Origin of the sequence: Flavobacterium sp. FlaQc-49, assembly GCF_044005985.1 — a bacterium.
Lineage (GTDB): Bacteria > Bacteroidota > Bacteroidia > Flavobacteriales > Flavobacteriaceae > Flavobacterium > Flavobacterium cupriresistens.
In genome coordinates this window covers 1-24106 of sequence record NZ_JBIPCS010000022.1, presented here as the reverse complement: position 1 = coordinate 24106, position 24106 = coordinate 1, and the positions used below count along the sequence as shown (strand labels likewise).

Here is a 24106-nt window from a genome sequence, read left to right as displayed (position 1 = left end):
TCCAATTTTCTTCTTTTCTTAACCAATCTCTCAATGAACTTGCGTGTTTTGCGGGGTGCAAAGGTAAGCAGCGTTTTCAAATCTCACAAGCTTTTTTGAATCTTTTTTTTATTTTGTTTTCTCAAACATTTCTAAAAAATAAATCCTCTTTTCTTGTCAGTCTATCAGGGAACGTCTGCGTCGTTGCGGGTGCAAAAGTAGGCCCTTTATTGGTTTCTACAAGCTTTTTACTTTGCTTTTTTTGCCTTTTTTTCAATCTTTTTCTTAACTTACTGGTAATGGTGTTTTTACAAAACTTCTTTTTCTGTTGTTTTTAGGAATTTTCTTTCACGTTGTGGTTTTACACTGTTGCTGTTCTTTTGGAAGGGCTGATTTTACTGGGGTTTTGCTCTTTTGAGGGTTTAGACTCTCGGAGTTATTCTTGCTTCTCGGGCTCTCTCTTTACTCTGGATAGTCTCGCAAAGACGCAAAGGCGCTAAGTTTCTTCTTTTTTTTAATGTTGAGGCTTGTGGATTTAGGATAATAAACCCGACAGGTTTTGAAAACCTGTCGGGTTGGGGGTGTATTATTAAGGATATGATTGCTCCTATATATTATAGTATCTAATTTAGGGAATCTATAACTTCTTTTGTAGGCTGGATGCTTTTTAATTTAATCTGATGGTTAAATATAGGAACGCCAAGCTTGAATGTTTATCTTCTACGTAGGAAGCTGATCTTATCAACTTTCTCCATATACATTATATAGAACAACTATTATTCCTTACCTTATTATATATCGTTTCTAATAAACAAACCCGACAGGTTTTGAAAACCTGTCGGGTTGAGCGTGTACTATATAAAGAAAACTGATCGAAACGAATGGATTTCACCGGAGAAATCTTGACTACAATAATAAGAAGGAATCAATAACACCAAAAAAGATGGCATAAACACACTAATTAACAAAGCAGTATCATTTATTTTCTACCTTAAGAAAAAGTCGAAAAAACGAAAAAACCGCAATCTCATCATAACATGAAATTGCGGTTTTAATTTTGCAGAGAGGATGGGATTCGAACCCACGATACAGTTACCCATATACTAGCTTTCCAGGCTAGCTCCTTCAACCACTCGGACACCTCTCTATTTTCGGTTTGCAAATAACATAAAAAAAAGTGACTTACAAAAGTAAAATCCAACATTCCTTTTAAATACTTTTTCTAAACTCCTCCATAAACAATTTTACGGCCTTTTTCTGGTATCCTCCCATCGTCAACATAAACGAATCTCTTTTAGTTGGAACTCCGGTAATCACAATAGATTTCAGATTATTCCAGCCTTTCAGCGCTTTTTCAGCAACTATAGTCGCCCAATCGCTGTTTTCTACCATTTGCAACAAAGCATGAATAGAATTTAATTCGATCGCAATTTTGGGTTTCATATTGTGTTTGAGAAACAACCCTTCTACAAATTCTCTCGAATTAGAACCTTTTCCCGGCAAAATAAGTGGAATCTCTTCTATTTTCTTGAAAGCAATCTTATCTAAAATCGCCAAAGGATGTGATTTTGAAACCACCATCACCATCTGAGAAGTAAACAAAGGCACTTTCTGAATTGGAAGTCCAATTTCGTGAGACGAAATAACCAAAACCAAATCTAATTCGTTCTTCATTAGTTTCTGCTCTAAAGCTTCAGTTGTTCCGTATTCTACCACAATTTTCAAATTCTGATATCTTTTTGCAAACGAATTGATCACCGGTAAAATCAAAAGCCCAAAGATATAGGTCACACCAAGTCGCAACTCCCCACCAATCATATCGTTTAAATCATCGATTGCCTGCTTACCGTTTTGCACGTTTTCTATAACCTGTTTGGCATGAATCAGAAAAACAGATCCGGCTTCGGTGAGTTGCACTTTTTTCCCAATTCTGACGAATAAAGGCATTCCGAGTTCTTCTTCGAGTTTTTTTATTTGCTGTGATAATCCGGATTGTGTTACATAACAAAGCTCCGCTGCTTTTGTAAAATGTAATACCTCAGCTGTTTTTATAAAATAGTGTAGTTGGTAGATTTCCATATTGATAAGTTTTAATACTTATTATCAGTAAAATTATTAATTTTTCTAATGAAAACATAATTCCGAACTTTGTAAAAAAACAAAAGGCATCATGTTTAAGGCGTTAAAATCAAAAAACTTCAAATTATTCTTTTACGGTCAGTCGGTTTCGGTTATTGGTACCTGGATGCAAAAAACTGCTGTAAGCTGGATGGTTTATAGCATCACAGGATCTGTATTTTTACTTGGACTGGCGACTTTTTTGAGTATGATCCCATCTTTATTTTTAGCACCTCTGGTCGGAAGTATTATTGGCCGTTACGACAGACATCGCTGTATGATGGTATTACAATCTTTGGCAATGCTACAGGCAGGCGCATTGGCACTCCTTATTTATCTAAAAATATACAACATTAACTTTATACTAGCGCTGAGTCTTATACAAGGTATTATCAATGCTTTTGATATGACTTGTCGACAAACTATGATGATTGATATTGTAAACGACAAAGAGGATTTACCAAATGCAGTAGCGCTAAACTCAACTCTAAATAACTTTGCGAGAATTGCAGGACCTGCTCTTGCCGGAATTATTTTACATCAATATGGTGAAGACATTTGTTTTATGGGAAACTTTCTAAGTTATATTCCGGTTCTAATTTCTTTGATGTTGATGAAAATCACACCCCATATCAAAGCAGAAAACAAACTCAAAATGTTGGATGATTTCATGGAAGGTCTGGATTATGTAAAAAAAGAAACCGAAATGGCCCGAATGTTACTTATGCTTATGTGCAGTAGTTTGTTTGTAATTTCTTTTAATACGCTTATGCCTGTTTTTGCTAAAGATATTTTTAATGGAAATGCCCAAACCTTTAGCTGGTTTGAAAGTGCCGCCGGTATCGGTTCTGTTTTAGCTGCCATCTACCTTGCCAACTTAAAAACATCCAAAAACATGAATAAAATAATGATAACATCGAGTTTACTGCTCGGTTTTAGTGTCATTATTCTAGCGATTTCCGGCAGTCTGACTGTTGCTCTTATTTGTATGACTCTAAGTGGTATTGGAATGATGGGACAAACCTCATCGATAAACATTTATATTCAGACACAAAGTGCTGTAAACATGCGTTCGAGAAGTATTAGTTATTATATGATGGCTTATCAGGGAATGATTCCTGTGGGAAGTTTGATTATTGGGTACATTTCTCATTCACTTGGTGTGCGAGCGACAGTGGCAATTCAGGGGGTAATCTGTCTTATTTCTGTACTTGTTTATGTGTATTACAAAAATCACAAAACTGCAGAGAAATTGGAGACTTGCCCTGTTCAATACAGAAATCCTGATAATTTAAATTCCAATATTTAAAATTCCAAATTCCAAACTTGTGGACTTGTGAGCTTTGAACCATATAAGTAATATAAGTTCATTTTAGACTTGGTTTCTTGGTGGATGGTATTTTTTAGCATCATTAAAAGTATATTAAGAGTTGCTTCTCTTTCGTGCAAAAACATGTTGCATAATTATATGGAAAAGTATGTCTTCAATGATGTCTCTAAATCAACCTGGAAAAATTTACGTTTATCTGCTAAAAACAAAATTCCAAAATTAAGAAATCAATTTTCTCAATTTTGGAATTTGGAATTTTAAATATTATAATTTAATTATTTATAACGAAGTTTCTCCGCGCAAAGCGGTTTCGAATATTGTTTTGAAGTTTTCTGCTTTGATTTTATGACCTAACAGATACATTAGTTTTGTAATTGCGGCTTCGGTTGTAATGTCTTTTCCTGAAATTACGCCTAATTCTTTCAGAGCTGTACTGGTTTCGTATTGTCCCATGTTCACACTTCCTCCCGAACATTGTGTAACATTTACAATATGCAAACCGGATTGAATTGCTTTTTTTATCAAACTCAAAAACCAATCTTCGGTTGGAGCATTTCCGGAACCGTATGTTTCCAAAACAATTCCCTTTAAACCGGGAGTTGCCAGAATCGAACCCAAAACAGCTTCGCTCATTCCGGGAAACATTTTTACAATTGCTACATGATTGTCCAGATTCTTATGGACAATTAAGTCTGCAGCCGTTTTTATAGGCAGAAATAAATGTTCGTTTAATTTCAAATGTACACCTGACTCTACTAATTCAGGATAATTAGGTGCGGTAAAGGCTTTAAAATGTTCTGCATTTACTTTTGAAGTTCGATTGCCACGGTATAATTTATATTCAAAATACAAACAAACCTCGTGAATCACGGGTTTACCGTTTTCCTGAAGTGAAGCAATCTGAATAGCAGTAATCAGATTTTCTTTAGCATCGGTGCGCAAATCTCCAATTGGCAATTGCGATCCGGTAAACACTACAGGTTTAGCTAAATTCTCAAGCATAAAACTCAATGCTGAAGCAGAATACGACATTGTATCTGAACCATGCAACACTACAAACCCATCAAAAGGGATATAGTTCTCCTCGATAATTGTGGCAATTTTGGTCCACATTTCGGGATTCATATTGGAAGAGTCAATTGGGTTCTCAAATGAAACCGTTTCGATTTCGCAATCCAATTGTTTTAACTCCGGAATTTTTTGTAATAATTTACTAAAGTTGAAAGCTTTGAGCGCTCCTGTCTCAAAATCTTTGCTCATACCGATAGTTCCTCCGGTATAAATTAAAAGTATTTTAGCTTTAGATGACATCCTGATATTTTAATTTACTAACCACCGGATTGGCGTACATAGCCAAAAATCCTTGTCTTGTAACCGGATTATCGCTACCAATTCTCATTTCTAAACGACGTTCAAAAAGGGATTTCTCGCTCTCTTTGTACTTGTGTGAGAATTTATCTGTCTCGTTCAAAATATCGTAAGCGATAAAATTGGTCGGCCATAATTGATAGTTTTTCAAAACAGAATCATCAATTACTTGTGCCAAAGCCTGAATTTGTTTGTTGGCATTATCATTCTCCGCTGCAATCTGATCAATTTCTGTATCTAAAACATCTCCAACAGAAATATGTATTCTTTTCTTAGTTCCCATGATACCACTTAAAATGGTCATGAAATCTTCGTTTTTCTCTTTAATATAAACTTCGTTGTTTGCTTCTGCCATTAATTGTGGCATTTTCAAAACATCTGTCGGATCGTACTCGTATGAAATGGAAACCGGAACTATTTTTATCTTTTTGAAATAATCCATTAGATTAGCCTCATCAGAACCCATTCCGATCATTTTAAGTACTCCCGGATTGGTCTCGTCATTTCCGTCTTTGGTACGTCCTTCTCTTTGTGCAATCCAAACTGAACGATTTTCGCGAAGCAATAATTGTCCCATATACTCAGACAATAACTTGGAACTCTGTAACATTTCTCTTGGCGTTAAACCTCTCAGAACTAAAAAGTTTCTATTCAGTTTTGCCAATGTGCTTAAAAATGCTTTTTTAACTAAATTATCTCCAATAGCAGATGCCGTCATCACCAAACCGTGTTCGAATAAACAAACGTTCAGCAAAGTGGTATCTAACAAAATATCACGGTGATTGGAGACAAATAAATAGGAAGTATTTTTTTCTAATTTCTCAAAGCCTGAAGTTGTAAGTCCTTCTGAACTTCTTTCCAGTACTTTCTGAATCGTATGATAAATAAAATTACACTGAAAATCACGAATCGAATGTGTTTTTCTCAATTGATCTTTCCAAACTTCGTCTTCTAACTCCGGAAAAGTAAAATTCATCATGGCTTTCATCATCGGATGATTAGCAACACCATGAAGTGCTTCATTTATTTCTGAATCATAAAAAGGTCGAATGGCATCAAATCTCTGCATTATAAATATCTATTTTAATGCGCAAAAGAACAAAAAAAAAATCAAAGTATTGTAAGTTGTGGGTTAAATACCAAAAACGTCTTTTGAATTTTGTGTTGTAATTGCCGCTATTTCTGCTTCAGAAACGTTATAAATATCTGCTAATTTTGCTACTACATTAATAACATAACTACTTTCATTTCTCTTTCCACGGTACGGAATTGGCGCCAAATAGGGCGAATCAGTTTCGAGAACAATATGTCTTAAATCGATTTGATTTAAAAACTGATCAATTTTTCCGTTTTTAAAAGTTACTACACCTCCGATTCCGAGCTTCATATTGTAGGATATTGCCTGTAAAGCCTGTTCCTGTGTTCCGGTAAAACAGTGAAAAATTCCAAATAAATCGGCTGATTTCTCTTCTTCGAGAATTTCAAAGATCTCATCGAACGCTTCACGGCAATGAATTACGATCGGTAATTTATATTGTTTTGCTAACTGAATTTGCTTTCTAAAGGCGAATTGCTGCTCTTTAAGATGTGTTTTATCCCAATACAAATCGATTCCAATTTCACCAACGGCGTAGAACTGTCTCTTTGTCAATTCGGTTTCTACGTGTTTCAATTCGTCCAGATAATTGTCTTTCACGTAAGTGGGATGTAACCCCATCATCAAAAATACATTTTCGGGATAATTTTGCTCCAAGTCATACATCGATTGTGTTGCTGCAGCATCAATTGCAGGAATAAAAAAACGTGTTACTCCGGCGTTTATGGCGCGTTGTATCATTTCGTCACGATCCTGATCGAACTCTTCTGAATATAAGTGGGTGTGCGTATCGGTAATAATTACTGTTGAATTCAAGTGTATCAATTTAAAAAAGCCAAAATTACGACAATATTGTACACTTTCCCAATTTGATTATACTCACAAGTATTACGTTAAAAATGGGACGCGGATTAAACGGGTTCACTGACGTGAAGACGCGGATTAAAACTGATTTTCTTCTTTTTACTGAATTGATCTCTTTATCGTGAACTTTATTCTGTGTGTAACTTTTGGAGTAACTTTTACATCCTCTGACTACCACAAAGATTATTGGTTATGCTTTCGAAAGGGTTATCAATATCGAAAAAAGGCACTGTTATTTACCTGATTCTACAAATAGTAATGCACGGTCTAAAACCTCATCTTTTCCTTCCTGGATTCCTTTTATGGTTGGTTTAACTTCTATATCCGGAACAATGCCGATTCTTTGTGTTTCGCGTCTGTCTGGATAAAACACTCCTATTCCGGAGAATAGTGTATGAAATCCTTCGAAATCAAATTCAGAAACGTTACCATCTGCGCCAGCGGTTTGACTTCCGATGATGGTCGTATTTCCGGCGGTTTGAAAACACATTGCGGTCCATTCTGATTGGCTTACTGATTTCTCGTTGAGCAGTACAATTACCTTTCCTTTATAATGATCCTTATTTTCAAAACCGATTGAGGTTCCTCCACTCCATACAAACTTTCCCGGATAACTTAAATCGGGACGGGTGTAAATTGCAAATTCTTTTTCCTGAGGGTTTATAAACCTTCCTATTTCCTGATAAGTGCCGTTCGGATAATTTCTCATGTCAAAAACGATCGCCTTGGTTGCTTTTAAAGTCTCTATCATGTCCGGAATATTTCTGTCTTTTAGCACTCCCATATTGACATAACCGATGTTATTCTCTAAAAGCTTAAACTTTTCTTTCTTTTTTTGAGCTCCTTTTTTGAACTCGTTTCGGTGAGAATCATGATAATTAAACCAGGTCATTGTTTTTGTACTGTACTGGCCGTCTTTTAAAAACTCTACTTTGACTGTATCTGAATTACTTAACAAAATCATCTTGACCAGTTTATCCAGATACGAAGCTTCATTTGACGCGCAAATCATGTCTTTATTTTCTAAAATAAGTTCTTTTATTGTTTTATCATTTATTTTAGTAATTACATCACCGATTTTTATATCGTATGCCTGTGCCAGACTGTCGCCCAAAATTTCTGTAACCACCAGTTTCTCCTCAATTATCTTACCATCAGCAGGAAAATATCTCTTTATCTTAGTAGTTGATGCCGTAGTAGGATATATGAAAAACTCTACATGACTATCATCAAGTTTAGACACTAATTTTTTCATTGCGCCATAAAAAGCATCAGCACTTTCAGATTTAAGAACAAGCGGGATTGTTTTTTCTAAAGTTGTATCCCACTTCTGATCCATTTGGTATTTATCGGGGAAAAAATATTCAATTAAATTCCAGTACATAAACAGCAGTCGAAGTTTTGAATTTTGATCCTTAAAGTCCGGATTTTTATAACTTTCATTTTTCAAAGCAACATTTCCAACATGCTCCTTACCTTCTATATAAAAGAGCGTTCCTTGAAATCTGTTTTCTTCTATAAATTTTAATTTCTTCGAAAGTCTTTTCGAGAAGTTTTTATTTTTGCTAATCCACGATAAATCAAAGTTTTTATCAAAGTAGTCTGTATCTTTTGGTACTACAATTGGCGCAATTGCTTTTACCTCGCCTAAAGCATCAATCCAATTTTCCAACACTAATGAAAACTCCTCTTTTGTCTTTGCTTTATCTATTTTTGGCAAAATTTCCAACAACTGCTGATCCCAGTTAAAATCTCCGTTGGCTACCTTTGGATGATAGTATTTCAGAAATCCCCAGACTTTGCAAGTGGCGGTAAGTTTTTCGGTTTCGGTAATTTTTGAATTTGCCAACACAATTTGTGAAGACACAAGAAGAAGTAACAGGATAACCTTTTTCATTCGGTTTAAAATTTGGTTGTTTTTTGGTTGGCCGAATGTAAATAATAAATTTTAAAAAAGAGGAATTTTAGGACGAAATAAAGAGTCTCAGTTTTCAGTCTCAGTCTCAGTCCCGGCATGCCGAATAACTGAATACTGAGACTGAATACTGAGACTGAATACTGAGACTGAATACTGAGACTGAGACTGAGACTGAAAACTACTATCTCAAATCCCTCAGTAGAATCTGAACTTCAACATAATCTTCATAATCCTGAGGAATGGTGCGCAGGATCTCTTTACAACCGATATAATCTTTTTGTTTCAATTTAGACAAAGCGAGACTCCAAGTTGCTTTGTATTTGTATGCCGAGGTTCCGGATCTTAGCTCTTCGAAGGTGGTTTCCGCTTTTTTATACTGATTGTCTTCTAATAAAGAAATTCCATAAAAATATTGAACTTCGGGTGTTTTTGATTCCTTTAGAGCCGTTTCAAAATGCGGGATTGCAGCTTTATAGTTATGAGCATTAAAAGTTATTTCTGCTTGTTTTAAGGCTGTATTTACATCCCCTCTTTCCGTAAAATAAGCCTGTTCGTGCTCACTATACTCTTCGTAAATCGGTTTTTGAGTATAATTAAAAAAGAACAATCCTACCAAAAGTACTACAGAGGCCGCAACTGCATAATTCCAAGGTTTCAGGGCAATTACTTTTGATTTATTTTTATTGAAATGGTTGTCCGAAATCTTCATCAGATTTTCTTTAAACGCCTCTCTTTCTGCTGCAATTCCGAATTTATTTTCTAATTGCTGCTGCGCTATTTGGAAAGCCTCAAACTCCGCAGAAAATTCCTGATCTTCGGATAATTGTTTTTCAAAATTCGCTTTTTCATCAACAGTCAGTTCGCCTTGAAGGTATTGGTCAAATAATATGTAGCGTTCTTCGTTCATGACTAGTTATTTTTTAGAGATTTAAAGTTTTTATTTTCCTGAATCCACTGTGTTAACTGGCCAATGCATAATGACTTCTTTTTACGGACATACCCGTAAGTAACATTAAGCTTTTCGGCAACTTCTTCCATCGTTTTTAGGGTAAAACTCAACTTTAATACTTCCTGACATTTATCTCCTAATTTTTGGAACATGGTATCAAAAAGCTGTTGTTTTTCATCAAATTCTTTGGTTTGCTCTACCAATTCATGAGCAGATTCACTTATAGATCCCGCATCTTCATTAATTGTTACCCCCTTATTGGCAGTTTTTTTTAATTCGTTTAGCCATTTTCTTTTACACAACAAGAAAAAGTAGGCATCAAACGGACAGGTTAGCTGTAGTGTATTGGCTTTGGCCTGATTAAAAAGCAGTATCATTATTTCCTGAACAATATCTTGTGCCTGATCCTGATTACCGGAATTGTTCCTAATATAGAAAACAACTTTCGGAACATACTTTTTATAAATCTCCTGAATTATAGTCGAATTATTAGCAGCAAGCCCTTCAATATATTTTTGGTCGGAATGAATTTTAGTTTTGGCCATAAAACAACTTTTTAATTCGCTAATGTAAAAAGAATCTTAAAATAAATTTCAAAAACAGGGGTAACAATTACAAAATCAAATTGATATAACAACACAAGAATCTTTTTAAACAATTCAAAAAATGAAGTGACATGGAAAGTTATCAACTTATAAACGAAAAAAATCTGGATCAGTTTCACAAAATGCTTACCGCTAAAAAACGAAATGGTTTTGTCATTATCGAGCATAACGAAAAATTACCTTATGCTGTTTTATCCAAAGAAAAAAAAGAAATCAACCATCCTTTCCATCTGTTTCTTACGGTCCTCACTATGGGTCTTTGGTCAATAGTGTGGCTGTACTTTGTTATTTCATTTTCAAAAAAGAAAGACATATTGGTTGCACTGGATGAAGACGGGAATGTTTTTGAAGAAAAATGCCTTTCGAAATAATTTATTAAAAAGAGGGGTAACAAATTCTCCATGTCATTGATCTACTAGTATAAATCGAAATAAAATAAAAACAGAGGGTAACAATTTCCCTTTCGTAAACATCTATTCACAAATAACTATTAAAACTAAACATCATGAAAACAAATTTTAAAACAATCGGACTTTTATTATTCGCTATAACGACATTAGTAAGTTGTGACAACAGCGACAACAACGATGGCGACAACAATGTGATTCTTCCGCCAACTTCTGCAGCTTTCAAAAGCATCAGTGAAAAAGGGCTTAAAAGAAATACACAAAACTTCACCATCACAGCCGCAAGTGGTGTGGTAACCTTTACTTCTGCCAAAGGTGTGAAAGTAAGCATCAACGGAGATTGTTTAATGAAAAACGGAACTCCCGTGACCGGAACCGTTGACATTGAATACGTGGAACTTTTTGACAAAGGAAACATGCTCGTGACCAACAAACCTACCATGGGACTTACAACAGACGGAAAGAAAAACTTATTGATTTCGGGAGGTGAATTTTTCATTAAGGCTACACAAGGGGGTGTTGCACTTCAAACCTCTTGTTCTATGAGTATGATCATTCCGGCAGCTTTAACGGATGGTGTAGACAATGCGATGACCTTATGGACAGGAAGAATTGACGAAGCAGGAGAATTGGTTTGGAAACAAGCTAAAGATGGTGAAGGTCAAAATGGTGGCGGTGTAAAAGGAGAAGCATCAAACTACTATGTTACTTTTGGAAACTTTGGATGGACAAACGTGGACCGTTTTTACAGTGATCCTCGACCAAAAACAAGCCTTCTTGTAGATGCACCTGAAGGGTATGACAACAACAACAGTGCTGTTTATTTGTCTTATGACGGCGAAGGAACAAATGCATTGGCCAAACTGGATACCTATACAACAGCCGGATTGTTTAGCGAACACTACGGACAAATTCCAATTGGATTGGCTTGTCATGTGATTTTTGTAACGGAAAATAATGGTCAATGGCGCTACGCAATAAAAGGGGTAACCGTAGCTGCCGGCGATATTTATAGCTTCACACTTGCCGAAACAACAGTCGGCACCGAAGCGCAACTGGTAGCAGCAATTAATGCTATTCAGTAACTTACTAAATACTTTTTGAGAAAAAGTGGTGATTAGCTCATCACTTTTTTTTACATTTAATCTGTCTTACAATTATTTATGATGTGCTACAGAAGCTAATCCTGTCCCCAACAGCTATCTGAACGGCGCCTTTCCGCCATCTACAACGATGGACAGAAAAGGACGCTGCATACCTCAGAGATAAAAAACCTCCTCGATATGAAAAAGCTTTTATGTTATTTAATTTTTCTTTCCTCTGTAATGGCGTTGGCACAAACTAAGGTAAAAGACACCATAACCCGAAGAGCAACTATTATTTACAATCAGAACGGGAATCAGGTTACTTTCAAACCTGAGACGCCACCTTTAATTCCAATTGCGGGTGCTCCAAAACCAAGTTATTCCTATCTATGGGAACTGGGAGACGGACATTACAGCAAAGAGGCCGAACCTAAACATGTCTATAAAAACAAGGGCAATTACACCGCAAGACTAGCCCTAACCAACAATTACGACAACGGGAAACCTCCGGCAACACGTCCTAAAAAAGTTGCTGTAAATGACATTACAGATTCTAATTATAAGGACATTGCTTCTATTGCAGATCAGAACGGCTTTGCCCTCTTAAAAAACTGTGATCCTATTCCGGAACAAGAAATGGTAGTTGTAGTGAGTTATCAAAATCTGGAAAATTATGTTTCGAGTGGAAAGCTTTATTTATTCTACAATGAAAAACAATTCAAAAACAACAATTTCGAATTAGTAGATTTCAGGACTCATGCCAACGAACGTGAAGTAAAAGAAAATGTAGTGGCTTCTGTGAATGATCTTGAGGATACCAAATCGTATCTGGCTTCTGCCGAAAGCATTTCAAGAATCAAAAAATATAAAAATACCACAACCGAAGAAGATCTTGACGCCTCCTTGTCAGACGCCCATAAAACCTATCATAATGTTTCGGTATTAGAATTTGATGATGCCAATCCGGGCGAAACCCGCAATCTTTTTTATACGTTCAAAACGACTCCTGAAATGATTAAAGATACCAGCGCAACTGTTACGATGCGTGGCATCTTTGTTCCTAACCGAAGTTATAAAAACCATAAAATAAAAAACCTTGAGATGGAAATTGTTACTTCTCATGACCCAAACAAAATGGGGTCTAACGGAAGTTTTATGAACTATCGATTCGTGCGTTTCAAACGAGTAAACTTCAAAACCCGTTTCCAAAACAACGGAGAGGGGCCCGCCAGAATGATTCGCCTTGAAACTGATATTCCCGATATGTTTGACAAAAAGACTTTCAAAATCGAAAGCATGTACCCTGAATGTCCGATTTGCCCGAAAGATGAAGTTCCGACAGTAAGCTGTCTCGATACGATTATCAAACAAAAACAAATCTTTTTTACGTTCAAAAACATCTATCTACCGGGAAGTGAACAGAAAAATGTACACGAAAAAGACAGTACAAAAGGCTTTGTGAAATATTCGATGAAATTTAATAAAGACTTTCACAAAGTAAAAACCAGAACCCGTACTGCCATCATTTTCGACAAAAATGAACCTATCATTACCAACTACGCCACTACCCGATTTTTACCCGGAATCTCTATTGGCGCAAAAGCGGGTTACAATCTATATCCGGATTTAGACAACTCGACGAGTTATTTTGTTGGGGCCACTATTTCTCCTTTTAAGTCGTATCGCTTTTACTGGCAGGTGGAATGGCTCAATAGTATCAATCAATATGACAGTGCCGCAAGTGTAATTGATGGTATTGTTATAAGTCCCAATGGTCTAAAACAGCGTCAACGAACTACTACAAGCACTGAAAATAAAAGTGTCAATTGGGAAGTCCCGATCCTGATTCGGTACAATATCAATAACTACATTGGTGTTGGTGCGGGTTTACAAGCCAATTTTAATATTTCTCAGGAACGAAATCAGACTATAAAAATTGAAACTTTTGAAGGAGATTCGGAAAAATTTGTAATAAACACCAAAACAGATTCGAATTCGGTTAAAAATTCTTTTGCTGATTTTAAAACCGGATTATTATTCGACTTAACAATTGGAGCGGCCCGAATTGGTCCGAGTCTGGGGGCACGGTATGTAATCAACTTTGAACAGAATTTTAACTATTTTCAGTTTTACGGAATTTGGAAGTTTTAGCGGTTTTTTTTAAACCATATAAGTGATGTAAGTTCATATTATGCTGGCTTGAATATTGTTGTGCTTAACTTTTTCGCAGCAAACTTTAAATGAACTTACATCACTTATATGGTTTAATTTCTCCACTAACAAACTTCAAATGAACTCACATTACTTATATGGTTTAACTCCTCCCACCAACAATCTTCAAATGAACTCACATCACTTATATGGTTTAATACTTCCCACCAACAAACTTCAAATGAACTCACATCACTTATATGGTTTAATTATTCCCGCCAACAATATTTAAATGAACTCACATCACTTATATGGTTTAACCCCTCCGCCAACAAACTTCAAATGAACTCACATCACTTATATGGTTTAACTCTTCCCACCAACAAACTTTAAATGAACTCACATCACTTATATGGTTTAATTTTCCTTTTCCTAAGTCTGACCGTTTTTGGGCAAAGTCAGGAAGACAAGATATACCATGTTGTAGATACTTTTGTGGGTAATCCAAGTCCGGAGGGGCTGCAGAACCTTGATAAAGCAGAAGCTGATTTCTGGAAAAATTCAAGACCAAAATCTAAGGCAGAATTACTAGCCTTGGTGGTTTTAAACTGCAACAAAGCCTATTACGAAAATCAATTCGGGCAATCGGAAAAGGCGATCAAAAGTTACGAAAAGGCCTGGCAAATCTATCAGAAGAACAAACTCAAAAACTACGATATTGTGGAGTTTTGTTTAAAACCTTTGGGCAATTTATACACGATTCTGGGCGACTATGACAATGCTGAAAACACCATTAAACAATATTATTTTATTGCCAATCTGGAGAAAAACGAGCCTCAGAAGATAGCAGCAATTCTCAATTTATCTAACGTTTATCAAAGTTCGGGTAAAATTTCGTTAGCCATTGAATTGTTACAAAACACTTTAAAAACAGAGAAATTATCCAATTCTCAAAAAGGGATTTTACTGAATAATCTGGGGAATAATTATTTGTTAAGTTCCACAACTAATTTAATGCGTCCTGAAATTCATCAGCATGCTAAAAAGGCATTTGAATTGGCTGTTAACTATTTAAAAAACAAAAAAGAGCAATCCGAAACTTTATCGAATTGTTATCGGAATCTGGCAACACTAAATCGGCAGCGAGGAGATTTTAAAATTGCGAATTCCTATTTAGAAAAAGCCGAAAAACTATTTTTAGAAACCAAAAATCAACAACCCAGAAAACTTGCAAAACTATACTACGAAAAAGCTTTATTGCTTTTTGATGAACACAAATACAAGGAAAGCACGAAACTGATTTCGGCTATTTTTAAAATTTTAGTTCCCAATTACAATTCAAAAAACAGTCTTCCGGATCAAAATCAAGTGTATGCGGAAACGGTTTTAATTGATGCGCTTGATCTACAGGCGGAAATTTTCCAATTCAAGCAACCAAAAGAAGCAATACGAGCTTTTGAAATTTCATTTTATATCGAAAATTTAGTGATGAACTCTTTGGTTTATGAAAACTCAAAAATCATTACACAACTACGATCCCGAAACCGGACAGAAAAATGTATTGCTATCTATAGCAATTTATATCAAAAAGAAGGTAAAATTGAATATATTGAAAACGCCTTTCAATTGTCTGAAAAAACCAAATCGGGTATCTTAAAAAGTTATCGTTCCAACATTAAAAACGCTTCCGCAGCAGAAAAACATTATTTGTACGAACTTCAAAACTTAAACAATTCCATTTTAAAAGAACAGCAGAAAGGAAACTCTGCAACGCTTTCAGAGCTAAACCGACTTATAAAAAAGCAAAACGAAATCATGCTTTTGCTCAAAAAAACGGAGTCTAAAAACGGAAACTATATTCCTGAAACCTGCAATTTAAAAGCCTTATTTTCAAAACTGGAAAAGGATAAAGCCATGATGATTTGCTATTTTATGGGATTTGAAAATCAATATTATTTTACTTTACAAAACAATCAGATTCGTTTAGATCGACTTAATACAACGCCTGTATCAATTCCTAAAATTGTTCAGTTTATTGATTATTTCAATTCCGCCGATGCGATTACCAATGCTATTTCCGACTACAATACATACAGCAAACAGGTTTATGATATTTTAAAACTGCCTAAAAAATCTGTTTATCCCAACCTTATCATAGTGCCGGATGGGATTTTGAATTTTCTACCATTTGAAGCTTTAATTACAAAGGAATCCAAAACGACCAATTTTGCAAAAATGGATTTTTTCCTGAATGATTTTAATATTGGGTATACAAATTCGGCTTCCATTTACCTCAACTCGATTCCCTATTCAAATGCTAAAAAAACGGTTTTGGGCATTTTTCCGATCTTCGAAAAAACCAATTTTGCTTTAACTTTTTCTAAAAACGAATTGCAGTCGATAAAGAAAAATTTTGGAGGTCAGTATTTTGAAAACAGCAACGCCACCTTTTCTAATTTCAAAAATAATGCGGCGAATTATACTATTTTACATTTAAGTACACATGCTTCTTCGGGCGATTTGGAAACACCAGCAAGTATCAAATTTTATGATCAGGAAATCTTGTATTCAGAATTATACAACCTCAACATCAATCCGGATCTGGTAGTTCTTAGTGCTTGTGAAACCGGGATAGGAAAACTATACAAAGCCGAAGGTGCTATGAGTATTGCAAGAGGGTTTCAGTTTGCGGGGGCCAAAAATTTACTGTTTTCGTTGTGGAAGGTCAACGATTTTACGACTTCTGTTTTTATGGATGATTTTTATACCAACCTCAAAAACAAACAATCTTATGTTGAAGCAAATGCCAATGCAAAAAGAGATTTTTTAAAGGATCCTAATATCCCAAATGCAAAAAAATCACCTTATTATTGGAGTGCTTTTGTCTATTACGGAACTATTTCACAACCCGAAAAATCTTCCAATTATATCGTCTATAGCATTAGTTTATTGGCAGCAATTGGTTTATTTTTGGTTTTCAATCCTTATCGAAAATGGAAGATCTTCAGAAAGTCCTTAAAAAAGCAAAGTATCGAAAAATAAAGTTCAAAATTACCAAAACACAGCATTTGTCTATTAAGGTCAAAATCAATGGGGTTTCGGGAAGTTTTATTCTGGACACCGGAGCTTCTAATTCCTGTATTGGATTTGAAAGCATCGAGTACTTCGAACTATCGGCAAAAAAATCCAAAACCAAAGCTTCCGGAGCTGGAGGAACGGGTATGGAAACGCAACTTTCTTCTCACAATCGTTTGCAACTTGGGAGCTGGAAAGATACTGATTTCAGTTTGGTGATTTTTGATCTTTCACATGTAAATGAGGCTTTACGTGCCTATAAAACAAAACCTGTTCATGGCATTATTGGCGCTGATGTTTTACTTAAAGGAAAAGCCATTATTGATTATTACAATCATTACGTATACCTGCAATAAAAAAGAGGCTAGTTTTACAACTGCCTCTTTTTCTTACCAATTAATCCTAATACTAAGAGTTTGCCGATGGATTAGGGACAATACATCCCGCCCAATTGAAGGCTCCGTTGGTGATATTAGCATAAGTCACATAGAAGAAACCACTGCGGCCCCATCCTGCTCCCCAAGAGTTTTGTACTTTAAAAAGTCCTGTAGCATCATCATATCCAACTATACATACGCAGTGTCCACCTTGTCTGCTTCCGTATAGACTAGACCAAACGTGGTTGTTGTTACGAATGTCATAAAAACTTTGATTTACATCAAAACATACTGCAACAGCGTAATTTTGGTTTAAGTAATATTTGATATCTGCAACACTTTTTGGGTTCACACTAAACCATCCGCCAGTTTTTCTACCTGCAGCCCAAGTTTTTTGTTGTGATGATGGTTGTGTATTACAACCTCCGGCAATGTAAGGCATTTGAGCTTCTGAACATTCTCCTTGATTTTTGATTAGGTTCATCGCATCATTTGGATAAGAACCTGCACCACAATTTCCTAATTTTATCTGATTGTATACGTATGCCGCACTTCTTGAAGCTCCACTCCAATTACTTTGGTGTATAGTATTGTTAAGATATCGGGCAATACTGTGAGCAGCATATCCTACTCCCCAGCCTACGCAAGATCCTTCGCTTCCCTGATCTCCAACCGGAGGTGTTGGCAAGTTTTTTACTGCTGCTACTTTAGCTGTTAAAGACATTTTCTGAGCACTAGTCGTTAAGTCAGGTCTAAATTGAGCAATTTTGGAACGGTATTCTTCCGGAGAGGTAAACTGAATACTTTTTAAATAAGTGTCCGGCATTTGAGCCAAGCCATATCTTCCTTTATCTAAAAGATTAACATGTCCGTCCATTAATTTTTCCTGAGTATCGATTTCCTGTTGATCATTTCCTTTTTCACAAGAATAAAAAGCAAGCAATGCTAAAAATAAGAGTGCAATTTTTCTAATTGAAAATTTAATTTGAGGTTTTTTCATAATTCTTTGTTTTTAATTGTTAATTATTAAGTCGGTTAAATTATTTAACAAATTTATCAGTAGTTTTGGCATAACATTAACAATAAGAATACCACAACTGTAACTTATCTTAAACATAACTATGTAACCGTGTATTCATTAATAAGAATTGTATTTAATTACCGTGAAAAAGAACGTCAATTATTAAAAAAATTCGCCCATGGAAATCATAATAGAAAAATTAATAAAAGGCATACAGTCGCATCCAGTTATACAAAACAGCACTTTGTCCGGGGTTAAAGAGTGGAAAAGAGCACATTATATTATACTGTCGGAAATTATTTCTGATGGTTTAGAAAAATCAGAGTTCATGCAAGGCTCTAAAAAAAATGAGCTGGGTTGTTCTATTTCGAGTATGACCTTGCAAAGGATTTTCAAAAATGACTCTTCAAAAACTAAAAGCTCTGATTTGCGTTTCTTAAAGAGTTTAGACAAACTGGCTATTTTTATTGGTTATCCTTCTTTAAACAGTTTTCTAAACGATGAAGCAATAGATGCCAACAAATTATTGGAGTTTGAAAATAAAACAGAATCGGCTTCTTTTTTTGAAAAATTGATTATCGATTATTGTCACGAAGAATTCAACTCTTTAAAAAAATTGCCTCAAATCTGTCACGAAGGCTTATCTGATTTTGTGTTTCCAGAAGGCCCCTTCTCCAAACGAATTAAAGATCTTTTCGAAAATTATTCCCAATTAAACTACCACCTCAACTGCATAAACAACCGATCTAATTTTGAAATTTTTGATTTTAAAGTATCCAGCATAACCGACACCATTGCCATTATTACGGCAAAGGAGTTCTGGAATCTGGAATGGAAGGATGAAAACGACGCCATTTCAATTGTTTTAAATAAAGTAAACCGACAAACGTATTTTATAAAAAAGAGAGACGGGATTTGGAAAATCTGGGACAATTACAATCCTGATTACAATGAATTATCAACAAGGATAAACTCAGCGATAGAGATTCAACATCTTAAGAAAACGCTTATTCCTTAAAAGAGCTATGCGGTTCAGGCCGAAATTGGTTTCTTAAAAATTCTTTATTTAAAAAAAAATGGCTGTAGCATATTCTAACCCATATATATGATTAGAATAACGCTAAATCTATTTTTATACTATATTTGTTAAAGTTCTATTTAACAAACCGATACGTATGAAAAAAAAACTACTCTATTTTATTCTTTTATTAGTTACCAATCTGTTTTATGCTCAAGTCAACCCTATTGACCACTGTTACGACGATACTTATTTCGATTTAACCGTCAACAATTCTCTTTTACTGGGCAATCTAAATCCGGCCGAAACTACCCTAACTTATCATGTTAGTCTGCAGGAGGCGAATATGAATGTAAATCCAATTTTGCAAGCAACCCAATTTAAAAGTACGGAGCCGTCTAGAACTATTTATGCGCGAATTGATAATAAGGGAACGGTCACGACAAATTATTTCAATCTGATCCTAAATCCAAGATTGAATACCGTTGGAGTAACCGCGCAATCCCGTTGTTACGGAGCAAATGACGGTTTTATCCTTATGCAATCTACAGGAGGAAAAGCTCCTTATGTTTACCGTTCTGTAAATAACGGTGCTAATAATGGGCCTTACCAGACCAGTCCTTATTTCTACAATCTTGTATCGGGAGTTTACACTATAGAAGCCCGCGATCAAATTGGATGTATTTCCACAACCTTTTTAGTCATTACCGAACCCAATCCATTAACAGCCGATGTGTTGGTTGATGCTAATAACATACGTATTACCGCAGCAGGAGGAACCGGATCTTATGAATATGCCGTCTCAAGTATTGACAATGTATGGATCAGGCCTTACCAGGCTAGCAATCTCTTTTCTGATCTGGCTACAGGGACGTATATCGTATATGTTAAAGATACAAACGGCTGCATCGTTTCTAAAACAAATGTAAATGTAGCCCCAAGAAACACACTTTCTGCCGTTGCTTCGGTAACTGCAATAACTTGTAATAATCCTACAGCAACAATAGCCGTAGAGGCAACAGGAGGTTCAGCTACTTATCGATATTCGATAAATAATGGCCCTTCTACGACTTCAAATTTATTTACAGATTTGACAGCCGGAACTTACACTATAATCGTGACAGACAGTCAAGGTGCTACAACCTCTCTAACCAAGGTAATAAGTGCCGTAAATCCTCCCGAAGCTACTTTAGTTGTTGGAAATGTAAGCTGTTTTGGAGTTCAAAATGGCTATATAAAGGTAGAGAAAGTAAAGCCCTCCGATTATTCTTATAGCTTAAATGGAGGTCCATATAGAGATGGCAATTCCGACAACAATTCTTATTTTAACAATTTAGGTCCCGGTAATTACACTATAAATGTTAGAGACAATGCTACCGGATGTATAAAAGCGCTAACGGCAGAAATTACGCAACCCAATCAATTAACGGCCGATGCAATGGTTGATGCCAATAACATACGTATTACTGCAGCAGGAGGAACCCCAACTTATGAATATGCGCTCTCAGGTATTAACAATTTATGGATCCCTTATCAGTCTGGTGATCTATTCCCTAATCTGGCTGAAGGGACGTATACCGCATATGCTAAAGACGCAAACGGCTGTATCGTTTCTAAAACTGGTATAAATGTAGCCCCAAGAAACACCCTTTCTGCCGTTGCTACCACAACCCTTGTAACTTGTAGTAATCCTACAGCAACAATTACGGTAACGGCAACAGGAGGTACGGGTTCGTATAAATATTTGTTAAACAACGAACCTCTTACTACCTCAAATGTATTTCCCGGTTTAGCTCCTGGCACTTATTATATAACTGTTCGGGATATACAAGATGCAACAGTAACTTTAATTATAGAAGTAAAAAAAGCAGTTACTCCTAAAGCTACTTTAGAGATTGTAACTAATGTAACTTGCTTTGGAGAACAAAATGGTGCTATAAAGTTACAAACAGCAGGAGATAGCGGTTATTCGTATAGCGTAAATGGGGGTGTCAATATTATTGGGACTGGTAATAACCCAATTCTTTTGAAAAATTTAGCTGCCGGCACTTACAACATAACGGTTAAGGATAATATTACCGGATGTATCTCATCGGTAGCTGCAATAATTACGCAACCCTCTTTATTAACTGCAACTGTAGAGGCAAATCCACAAATTTTGACTATTACTACTAGCGGAGGTTCGGGACAATATGTTTTTTCATTAGACGGGAGTACATTTCAATCCAGTCCTTATTTTACAAATATATCTTATGGGTATCATTCTGTACATATAAAGGATAGCAACGGATGTTATTTTATTAAAGACATAGCCGTAAATCCACCGGCACCACTTGTAAATGGAAAAAATGCCATTGTTTTCGAATTTAAAGCCGGACAAACTTTGGCTGACATTGTTGTTGAGGGTCAAAACATTACCTGGTACAGCAACAAAAGTTCCTCAACCGGTAAAAAGGCCGAAACCAGTTTACCTCTAACAACCGTTTTAGTCAATGGTATAATCTATTATGCTTCACAAACTATAAACGGGATTGAAAGTACAGAACGCCTTGCAGTAACAGCAAAATCTGATGGAGCACTTTCTACTCCTGACTTTGAGTTAGCGTATTTCAAATTTTCGCCTAATCCGGTCAAACACATTCTAACCCTTGACAATAAGGAGACCATCGATGAAATTGAAATTTTCTCTACTTCAGGTAAATCTGTTTTATTCAAAAAAATAAATACAACTCACTCTGAAATTGATTTGTCAAGTCTTTCAACTGGCATTTATATTTTAAAAGTAAAAGCTAACGGAAAAGTAAAAGCCATAAAATTCGTAAAGGAATAGTGGATCAAGGTCAAAAGTAGTGAAACAGTAAATTTTGCCACGAATTTCACCAATTGGCACGAATTATTTTTTTGCCACTGATTAAAAGGATTTACACAGATTATCTAATCCTTTAATCTGTGGCTATTTTTAAAATTTCCCTTCAAGAACAATATACTTAAATACCCTAAAAATAAAGCTGACAGGTTTCAAAAACCTGTCAGCTTTACTTCATAATCTTCCGACAGCAATAAAAAAAGAGCCTTCATTTTGAATAATGAAGGCTCTTTTTATTTCTAGTTTATTCTTTTATTGAAATCGTTTCAGTGGCGGGTATACTTTCTGTCGCCGGTCTAGTTTCTACTTTTGAAACAGCATGTTTTTTTAATGAAAAATAGGCTACGATTGTACTCAGTAACATTAAAGCACCACCCAGAATAAAGGGCGCACCTGCAAATTTAAAAGGAGCATCGTCATGTGTAAAAAAGTAAAAAGTGTTCGCCATCATTGGAGGTCCAATAATCGAAGAAGCACTCATCAAACTTGTTAACGTTCCCTGAATCTCTCCTTGTTCACTTGGTAATACTTTACTGGACACCACAGATTGTAGCGCTGGTCCGGCAATTCCACCAAGGCAATACGGAATTAAAAACACAAACATCATCCAGCTTTCAGATGCAAATGCAAACAATAACATCCCGACCGTGTATAAAGCCAAACCGATATAGATACTTTTTTCGTTTCCTATTTTTGGATTGATCCATCGTACCAATCCTCCTTGTACCACTCCTACTAGTAAACCAATTATACCCAATGAAATTCCGATCATACGCTCATCCCAATTAAATCGGTAGATCGTAAAGAAACTCCAGTTACTTTGTACGGCATGGGAACCTACATACAACAAAAATATCGCGGAGATAAGTCCAATTAAGGTTGGATGTTTTCTTAAACCTAAAATAGCACCAACCGGATTCGCCCGTTTCCAGTCGAAAGCTCTGCGGTTTTCTTTCTTTAAAGATTCAGGCAAGATGAAAAAGCCGTATAAAAAATTCACCATACACAAAACGGCAGCCGCATAAAAAGGAACTCTGGAACCATATTGTCCTAATAATCCCCCAATAACAGGGCCAATGATGAATCCCAAACCAAAAGCAGCTCCGATCAATCCGAAGTTTTTAGCTCTGTTTTCGGGAGTACTCACATCGGCAATATAAGCCGAGGCCGTCGTAATACTCGCTCCGGTAATTCCGGCAATGATACGTCCCACAAATAACCATATGATTGTAGGCGAAAAAGCCAGTAAAAGATAATCTAACGAGAATCCAAAAAGAGAAATTAAGAGAATCGGTCTACGTCCGTATTTATCACTCAAATTACCAATTACGGGAGCAAACACAAACTGGGTTATGGCATAGGCAAAAGTCAACCAGCCTCCCACTTTTGCAGCCTCACTAATATCACCATGTATAAGTTCCTCAATTAGTTTCGGAATTACCGGTATAATAATCCCCCATCCGGTAATATCAATTAACATGGTTATGAAAATAAAACCAATAGCCGCAGATTTATTTTTTTGTAACATAGCTGTTTTTTAGTAAGGTGATACAAATAAACAAAAAAAAGGAAGGCCTTTTTTTGTAAAATTCCAAATTATTTGATGGTAATGAAAAATTCCAAATTCCAATTGAAGAAGTCCTGGATCATTTTGTTCTGAAACTCCTAACTTGGAATTTGAGATTTAAATATTGGGATTTAACCCTTAGTGTACTGGTTTTCATAAAAGTCTCTCCTCTTAGCCTCAGAATGTCTCTCGCAAAGTCGCAAAGCCGCAAAGTTTTTCCTCCCCAAGTGTCAGGCTGAGCGAAGTCGAAGCCCACTTTTTTCTCAAATTCCAACTTATTTAATTCAATAAAAAATCCCAAATTCCAATTAA

20 protein-coding genes and 1 tRNA gene are annotated in these 24106 nt (G+C 35.8%); 10 read left to right on the top strand and 11 right to left on the bottom strand.

The window, feature by feature from the left end; translation table 11 throughout:
• On the top strand, window positions 1-317 hold a 317-nt coding region (locus ACHRV3_RS22690), incomplete at its 5' end, for a hypothetical protein (protein WP_395436254.1).
• Between the two features lie 722 nt (window positions 318-1039).
• On the opposite strand, the gene ACHRV3_RS22685 is transcribed toward ACHRV3_RS22690, so the two are convergent.
• Window positions 1040-1126, bottom strand: a tRNA-Ser gene (locus ACHRV3_RS22685).
• 62 nt (window positions 1127-1188) lie between these two features.
• Complete coding sequence (locus tag ACHRV3_RS22680) at window positions 1189-2058, bottom strand: LysR substrate-binding domain-containing protein (RefSeq protein WP_395436253.1); 870 nt, start codon at window positions 2056-2058, stop codon at window positions 1189-1191.
• A 91-nt stretch (window positions 2059-2149) separates the two neighbouring features.
• Between ACHRV3_RS22680 and ACHRV3_RS22675 the strand changes: the two genes are divergently transcribed.
• Window positions 2150-3406: an MFS transporter gene (locus ACHRV3_RS22675; RefSeq protein ID WP_395436252.1), complete on the top strand. Its 1257-nt coding sequence runs from the start codon at window positions 2150-2152 to the stop codon at window positions 3404-3406.
• Between the two features lie 300 nt (window positions 3407-3706).
• Here the strand turns inward: ACHRV3_RS22675 and ACHRV3_RS22670 are convergent, their stop codons facing one another.
• The 6 genes from ACHRV3_RS22670 to ACHRV3_RS22645 all read right to left on the bottom strand — a co-directional run bounded on the left by ACHRV3_RS22670 (window position 3707) and on the right by ACHRV3_RS22645 (window position 10167).
• Window positions 3707-4738, bottom strand: a complete 1032-nt coding sequence (locus ACHRV3_RS22670) for an asparaginase (RefSeq protein ID WP_230004283.1) — start codon at window positions 4736-4738, stop codon at window positions 3707-3709.
• Window positions 4728-5864, bottom strand: a complete 1137-nt coding sequence (locus ACHRV3_RS22665; protein WP_047779091.1) for a 1-acyl-sn-glycerol-3-phosphate acyltransferase — start codon at window positions 5862-5864, stop codon at window positions 4728-4730. Before ACHRV3_RS22665 ends, ACHRV3_RS22670 begins: the two co-directional genes overlap by 11 nt.
• Before the next feature lie 63 nt (window positions 5865-5927).
• The gene (locus ACHRV3_RS22660) at window positions 5928-6707 is read right to left on the bottom strand and encodes a TatD family hydrolase (protein ID WP_230004282.1); all 780 of its coding nucleotides are present in this window, start codon (window positions 6705-6707) and stop codon (window positions 5928-5930) included.
• Window positions 6708-6987: 280 nt separating this feature from the next.
• Complete coding sequence (locus ACHRV3_RS22655; protein WP_395436251.1) at window positions 6988-8652, bottom strand: S41 family peptidase; 1665 nt, start codon at window positions 8650-8652, stop codon at window positions 6988-6990.
• Window positions 8653-8854: 202 nt separating this feature from the next.
• On the bottom strand, window positions 8855-9580 hold the full coding sequence (locus ACHRV3_RS22650; protein WP_395436250.1) for a tol-pal system YbgF family protein: 726 nt from the start codon (window positions 9578-9580) through the stop codon (window positions 8855-8857).
• A 2-nt stretch (window positions 9581-9582) separates the two neighbouring features.
• Window positions 9583-10167, bottom strand: coding sequence for an RNA polymerase sigma factor (locus ACHRV3_RS22645; protein ID WP_047779095.1), 585 nt, complete (start codon window positions 10165-10167; stop codon window positions 9583-9585).
• 131 nt (window positions 10168-10298) lie between these two features.
• Between ACHRV3_RS22645 and ACHRV3_RS22640 the strand changes: the two genes are divergently transcribed.
• The 6 genes from ACHRV3_RS22640 (at window position 10299) to ACHRV3_RS22615 (ending at window position 17301) form a co-directional block, all read left to right on the top strand.
• Window positions 10299-10598, top strand: a complete 300-nt coding sequence (locus ACHRV3_RS22640) for a hypothetical protein (protein ID WP_047779096.1) — start codon at window positions 10299-10301, stop codon at window positions 10596-10598.
• 134 nt (window positions 10599-10732) lie between these two features.
• Window positions 10733-11719: a hypothetical protein gene (locus ACHRV3_RS22635; RefSeq protein ID WP_395436249.1), complete on the top strand. Its 987-nt coding sequence runs from the start codon at window positions 10733-10735 to the stop codon at window positions 11717-11719.
• Between the two features lie 198 nt (window positions 11720-11917).
• Window positions 11918-13870: a PKD domain-containing protein gene (locus ACHRV3_RS22630; RefSeq protein ID WP_395436248.1), complete on the top strand. Its 1953-nt coding sequence runs from the start codon at window positions 11918-11920 to the stop codon at window positions 13868-13870.
• Between the two features lie 139 nt (window positions 13871-14009).
• Window positions 14010-14162 (top strand): hypothetical protein, encoded by a 153-nt coding sequence (locus ACHRV3_RS22625; RefSeq protein ID WP_395436247.1) that lies wholly within the window; start codon window positions 14010-14012, stop codon window positions 14160-14162.
• Between the two features lie 101 nt (window positions 14163-14263).
• Complete coding sequence (locus tag ACHRV3_RS22620) at window positions 14264-16912, top strand: CHAT domain-containing protein (protein ID WP_395436246.1); 2649 nt, start codon at window positions 14264-14266, stop codon at window positions 16910-16912.
• On the top strand, window positions 16864-17301 hold the full coding sequence (locus ACHRV3_RS22615; RefSeq protein WP_395436245.1) for a retropepsin-like aspartic protease: 438 nt from the start codon (window positions 16864-16866) through the stop codon (window positions 17299-17301). The genes ACHRV3_RS22620 and ACHRV3_RS22615 overlap by 49 nt, the downstream gene beginning before the upstream one ends.
• A 52-nt stretch (window positions 17302-17353) precedes the next feature.
• Here ACHRV3_RS22615 and ACHRV3_RS22610 read toward each other — a convergent pair whose 3' ends face one another.
• Window positions 17354-18322, bottom strand: a complete 969-nt coding sequence (locus ACHRV3_RS22610) for a C1 family peptidase (protein ID WP_047779101.1) — start codon at window positions 18320-18322, stop codon at window positions 17354-17356.
• Between the two features lie 199 nt (window positions 18323-18521).
• Here ACHRV3_RS22610 and ACHRV3_RS22605 point away from each other — a divergent pair, with 199 nt between their 5' ends.
• Together ACHRV3_RS22605 and ACHRV3_RS22600 are read left to right on the top strand one after the other, a co-directional pair.
• The gene (locus tag ACHRV3_RS22605; RefSeq protein ID WP_047779102.1) at window positions 18522-19361 is read left to right on the top strand and encodes a hypothetical protein; all 840 of its coding nucleotides are present in this window, start codon (window positions 18522-18524) and stop codon (window positions 19359-19361) included.
• A gap of 157 nt (window positions 19362-19518) precedes the next feature.
• Window positions 19519-22191 (top strand): T9SS type A sorting domain-containing protein, encoded by a 2673-nt coding sequence (locus ACHRV3_RS22600; protein ID WP_395436244.1) that lies wholly within the window; start codon window positions 19519-19521, stop codon window positions 22189-22191.
• Window positions 22192-22471: 280 nt separating this feature from the next.
• On the opposite strand, the gene ACHRV3_RS22595 is transcribed toward ACHRV3_RS22600, so the two are convergent.
• Both ACHRV3_RS22595 and ACHRV3_RS22590 read right to left on the bottom strand, forming a co-directional pair.
• Window positions 22472-23755, bottom strand: a complete 1284-nt coding sequence (locus ACHRV3_RS22595) for a TCR/Tet family MFS transporter (protein WP_395436243.1) — start codon at window positions 23753-23755, stop codon at window positions 22472-22474.
• Window positions 23756-23873: 118 nt separating this feature from the next.
• Window positions 23874-24106: hypothetical protein (locus tag ACHRV3_RS22590; protein WP_395442792.1), on the bottom strand; the 233-nt coding region annotated here is incomplete at its 5' end.

Excerpts from the sequence above, each read along its gene's own strand:
- ACHRV3_RS22610 (WP_047779101.1), bottom strand. The coding sequence starts at position 18,322 with ATGAAAAAACCTCAAATTAAATTTTCAATTAGAAAAATTGCACTCTTA.
- ACHRV3_RS22680 (WP_395436253.1), bottom strand. The coding sequence starts at position 2,058 with ATGGAAATCTACCAACTACACTATTTTATAAAAACAGCTGAGGTATTA.
- ACHRV3_RS22625 (WP_395436247.1), top strand. The coding sequence starts at position 14,010 with ATGAACTCACATTACTTATATGGTTTAACTCCTCCCACCAACAATCTT.
- ACHRV3_RS22630 (WP_395436248.1), top strand. The coding sequence starts at position 11,918 with ATGAAAAAGCTTTTATGTTATTTAATTTTTCTTTCCTCTGTAATGGCG.
- ACHRV3_RS22675 (WP_395436252.1), top strand. The coding sequence starts at position 2,150 with ATGTTTAAGGCGTTAAAATCAAAAAACTTCAAATTATTCTTTTACGGT.
- ACHRV3_RS22600 (WP_395436244.1), top strand. The coding sequence starts at position 19,519 with ATGAAAAAAAAACTACTCTATTTTATTCTTTTATTAGTTACCAATCTG.
- ACHRV3_RS22670 (WP_230004283.1), bottom strand. The coding sequence starts at position 4,738 with ATGTCATCTAAAGCTAAAATACTTTTAATTTATACCGGAGGAACTATC.
- ACHRV3_RS22665 (WP_047779091.1), bottom strand. The coding sequence starts at position 5,864 with ATGCAGAGATTTGATGCCATTCGACCTTTTTATGATTCAGAAATAAAT.
- ACHRV3_RS22615 (WP_395436245.1), top strand. The coding sequence starts at position 16,864 with ATGGAAGATCTTCAGAAAGTCCTTAAAAAAGCAAAGTATCGAAAAATA.
- ACHRV3_RS22620 (WP_395436246.1), top strand. The coding sequence starts at position 14,264 with ATGAACTCACATCACTTATATGGTTTAATTTTCCTTTTCCTAAGTCTG.
- ACHRV3_RS22655 (WP_395436251.1), bottom strand. The coding sequence starts at position 8,652 with ATGAAAAAGGTTATCCTGTTACTTCTTCTTGTGTCTTCACAAATTGTG.
- ACHRV3_RS22605 (WP_047779102.1), top strand. The coding sequence starts at position 18,522 with ATGGAAATCATAATAGAAAAATTAATAAAAGGCATACAGTCGCATCCA.
- ACHRV3_RS22650 (WP_395436250.1), bottom strand. The coding sequence starts at position 9,580 with ATGAACGAAGAACGCTACATATTATTTGACCAATACCTTCAAGGCGAA.
- ACHRV3_RS22635 (WP_395436249.1), top strand. The coding sequence starts at position 10,733 with ATGAAAACAAATTTTAAAACAATCGGACTTTTATTATTCGCTATAACG.
- ACHRV3_RS22640 (WP_047779096.1), top strand. The coding sequence starts at position 10,299 with ATGGAAAGTTATCAACTTATAAACGAAAAAAATCTGGATCAGTTTCAC.
- ACHRV3_RS22645 (WP_047779095.1), bottom strand. The coding sequence starts at position 10,167 with ATGGCCAAAACTAAAATTCATTCCGACCAAAAATATATTGAAGGGCTT.
- ACHRV3_RS22595 (WP_395436243.1), bottom strand. The coding sequence starts at position 23,755 with ATGTTACAAAAAAATAAATCTGCGGCTATTGGTTTTATTTTCATAACC.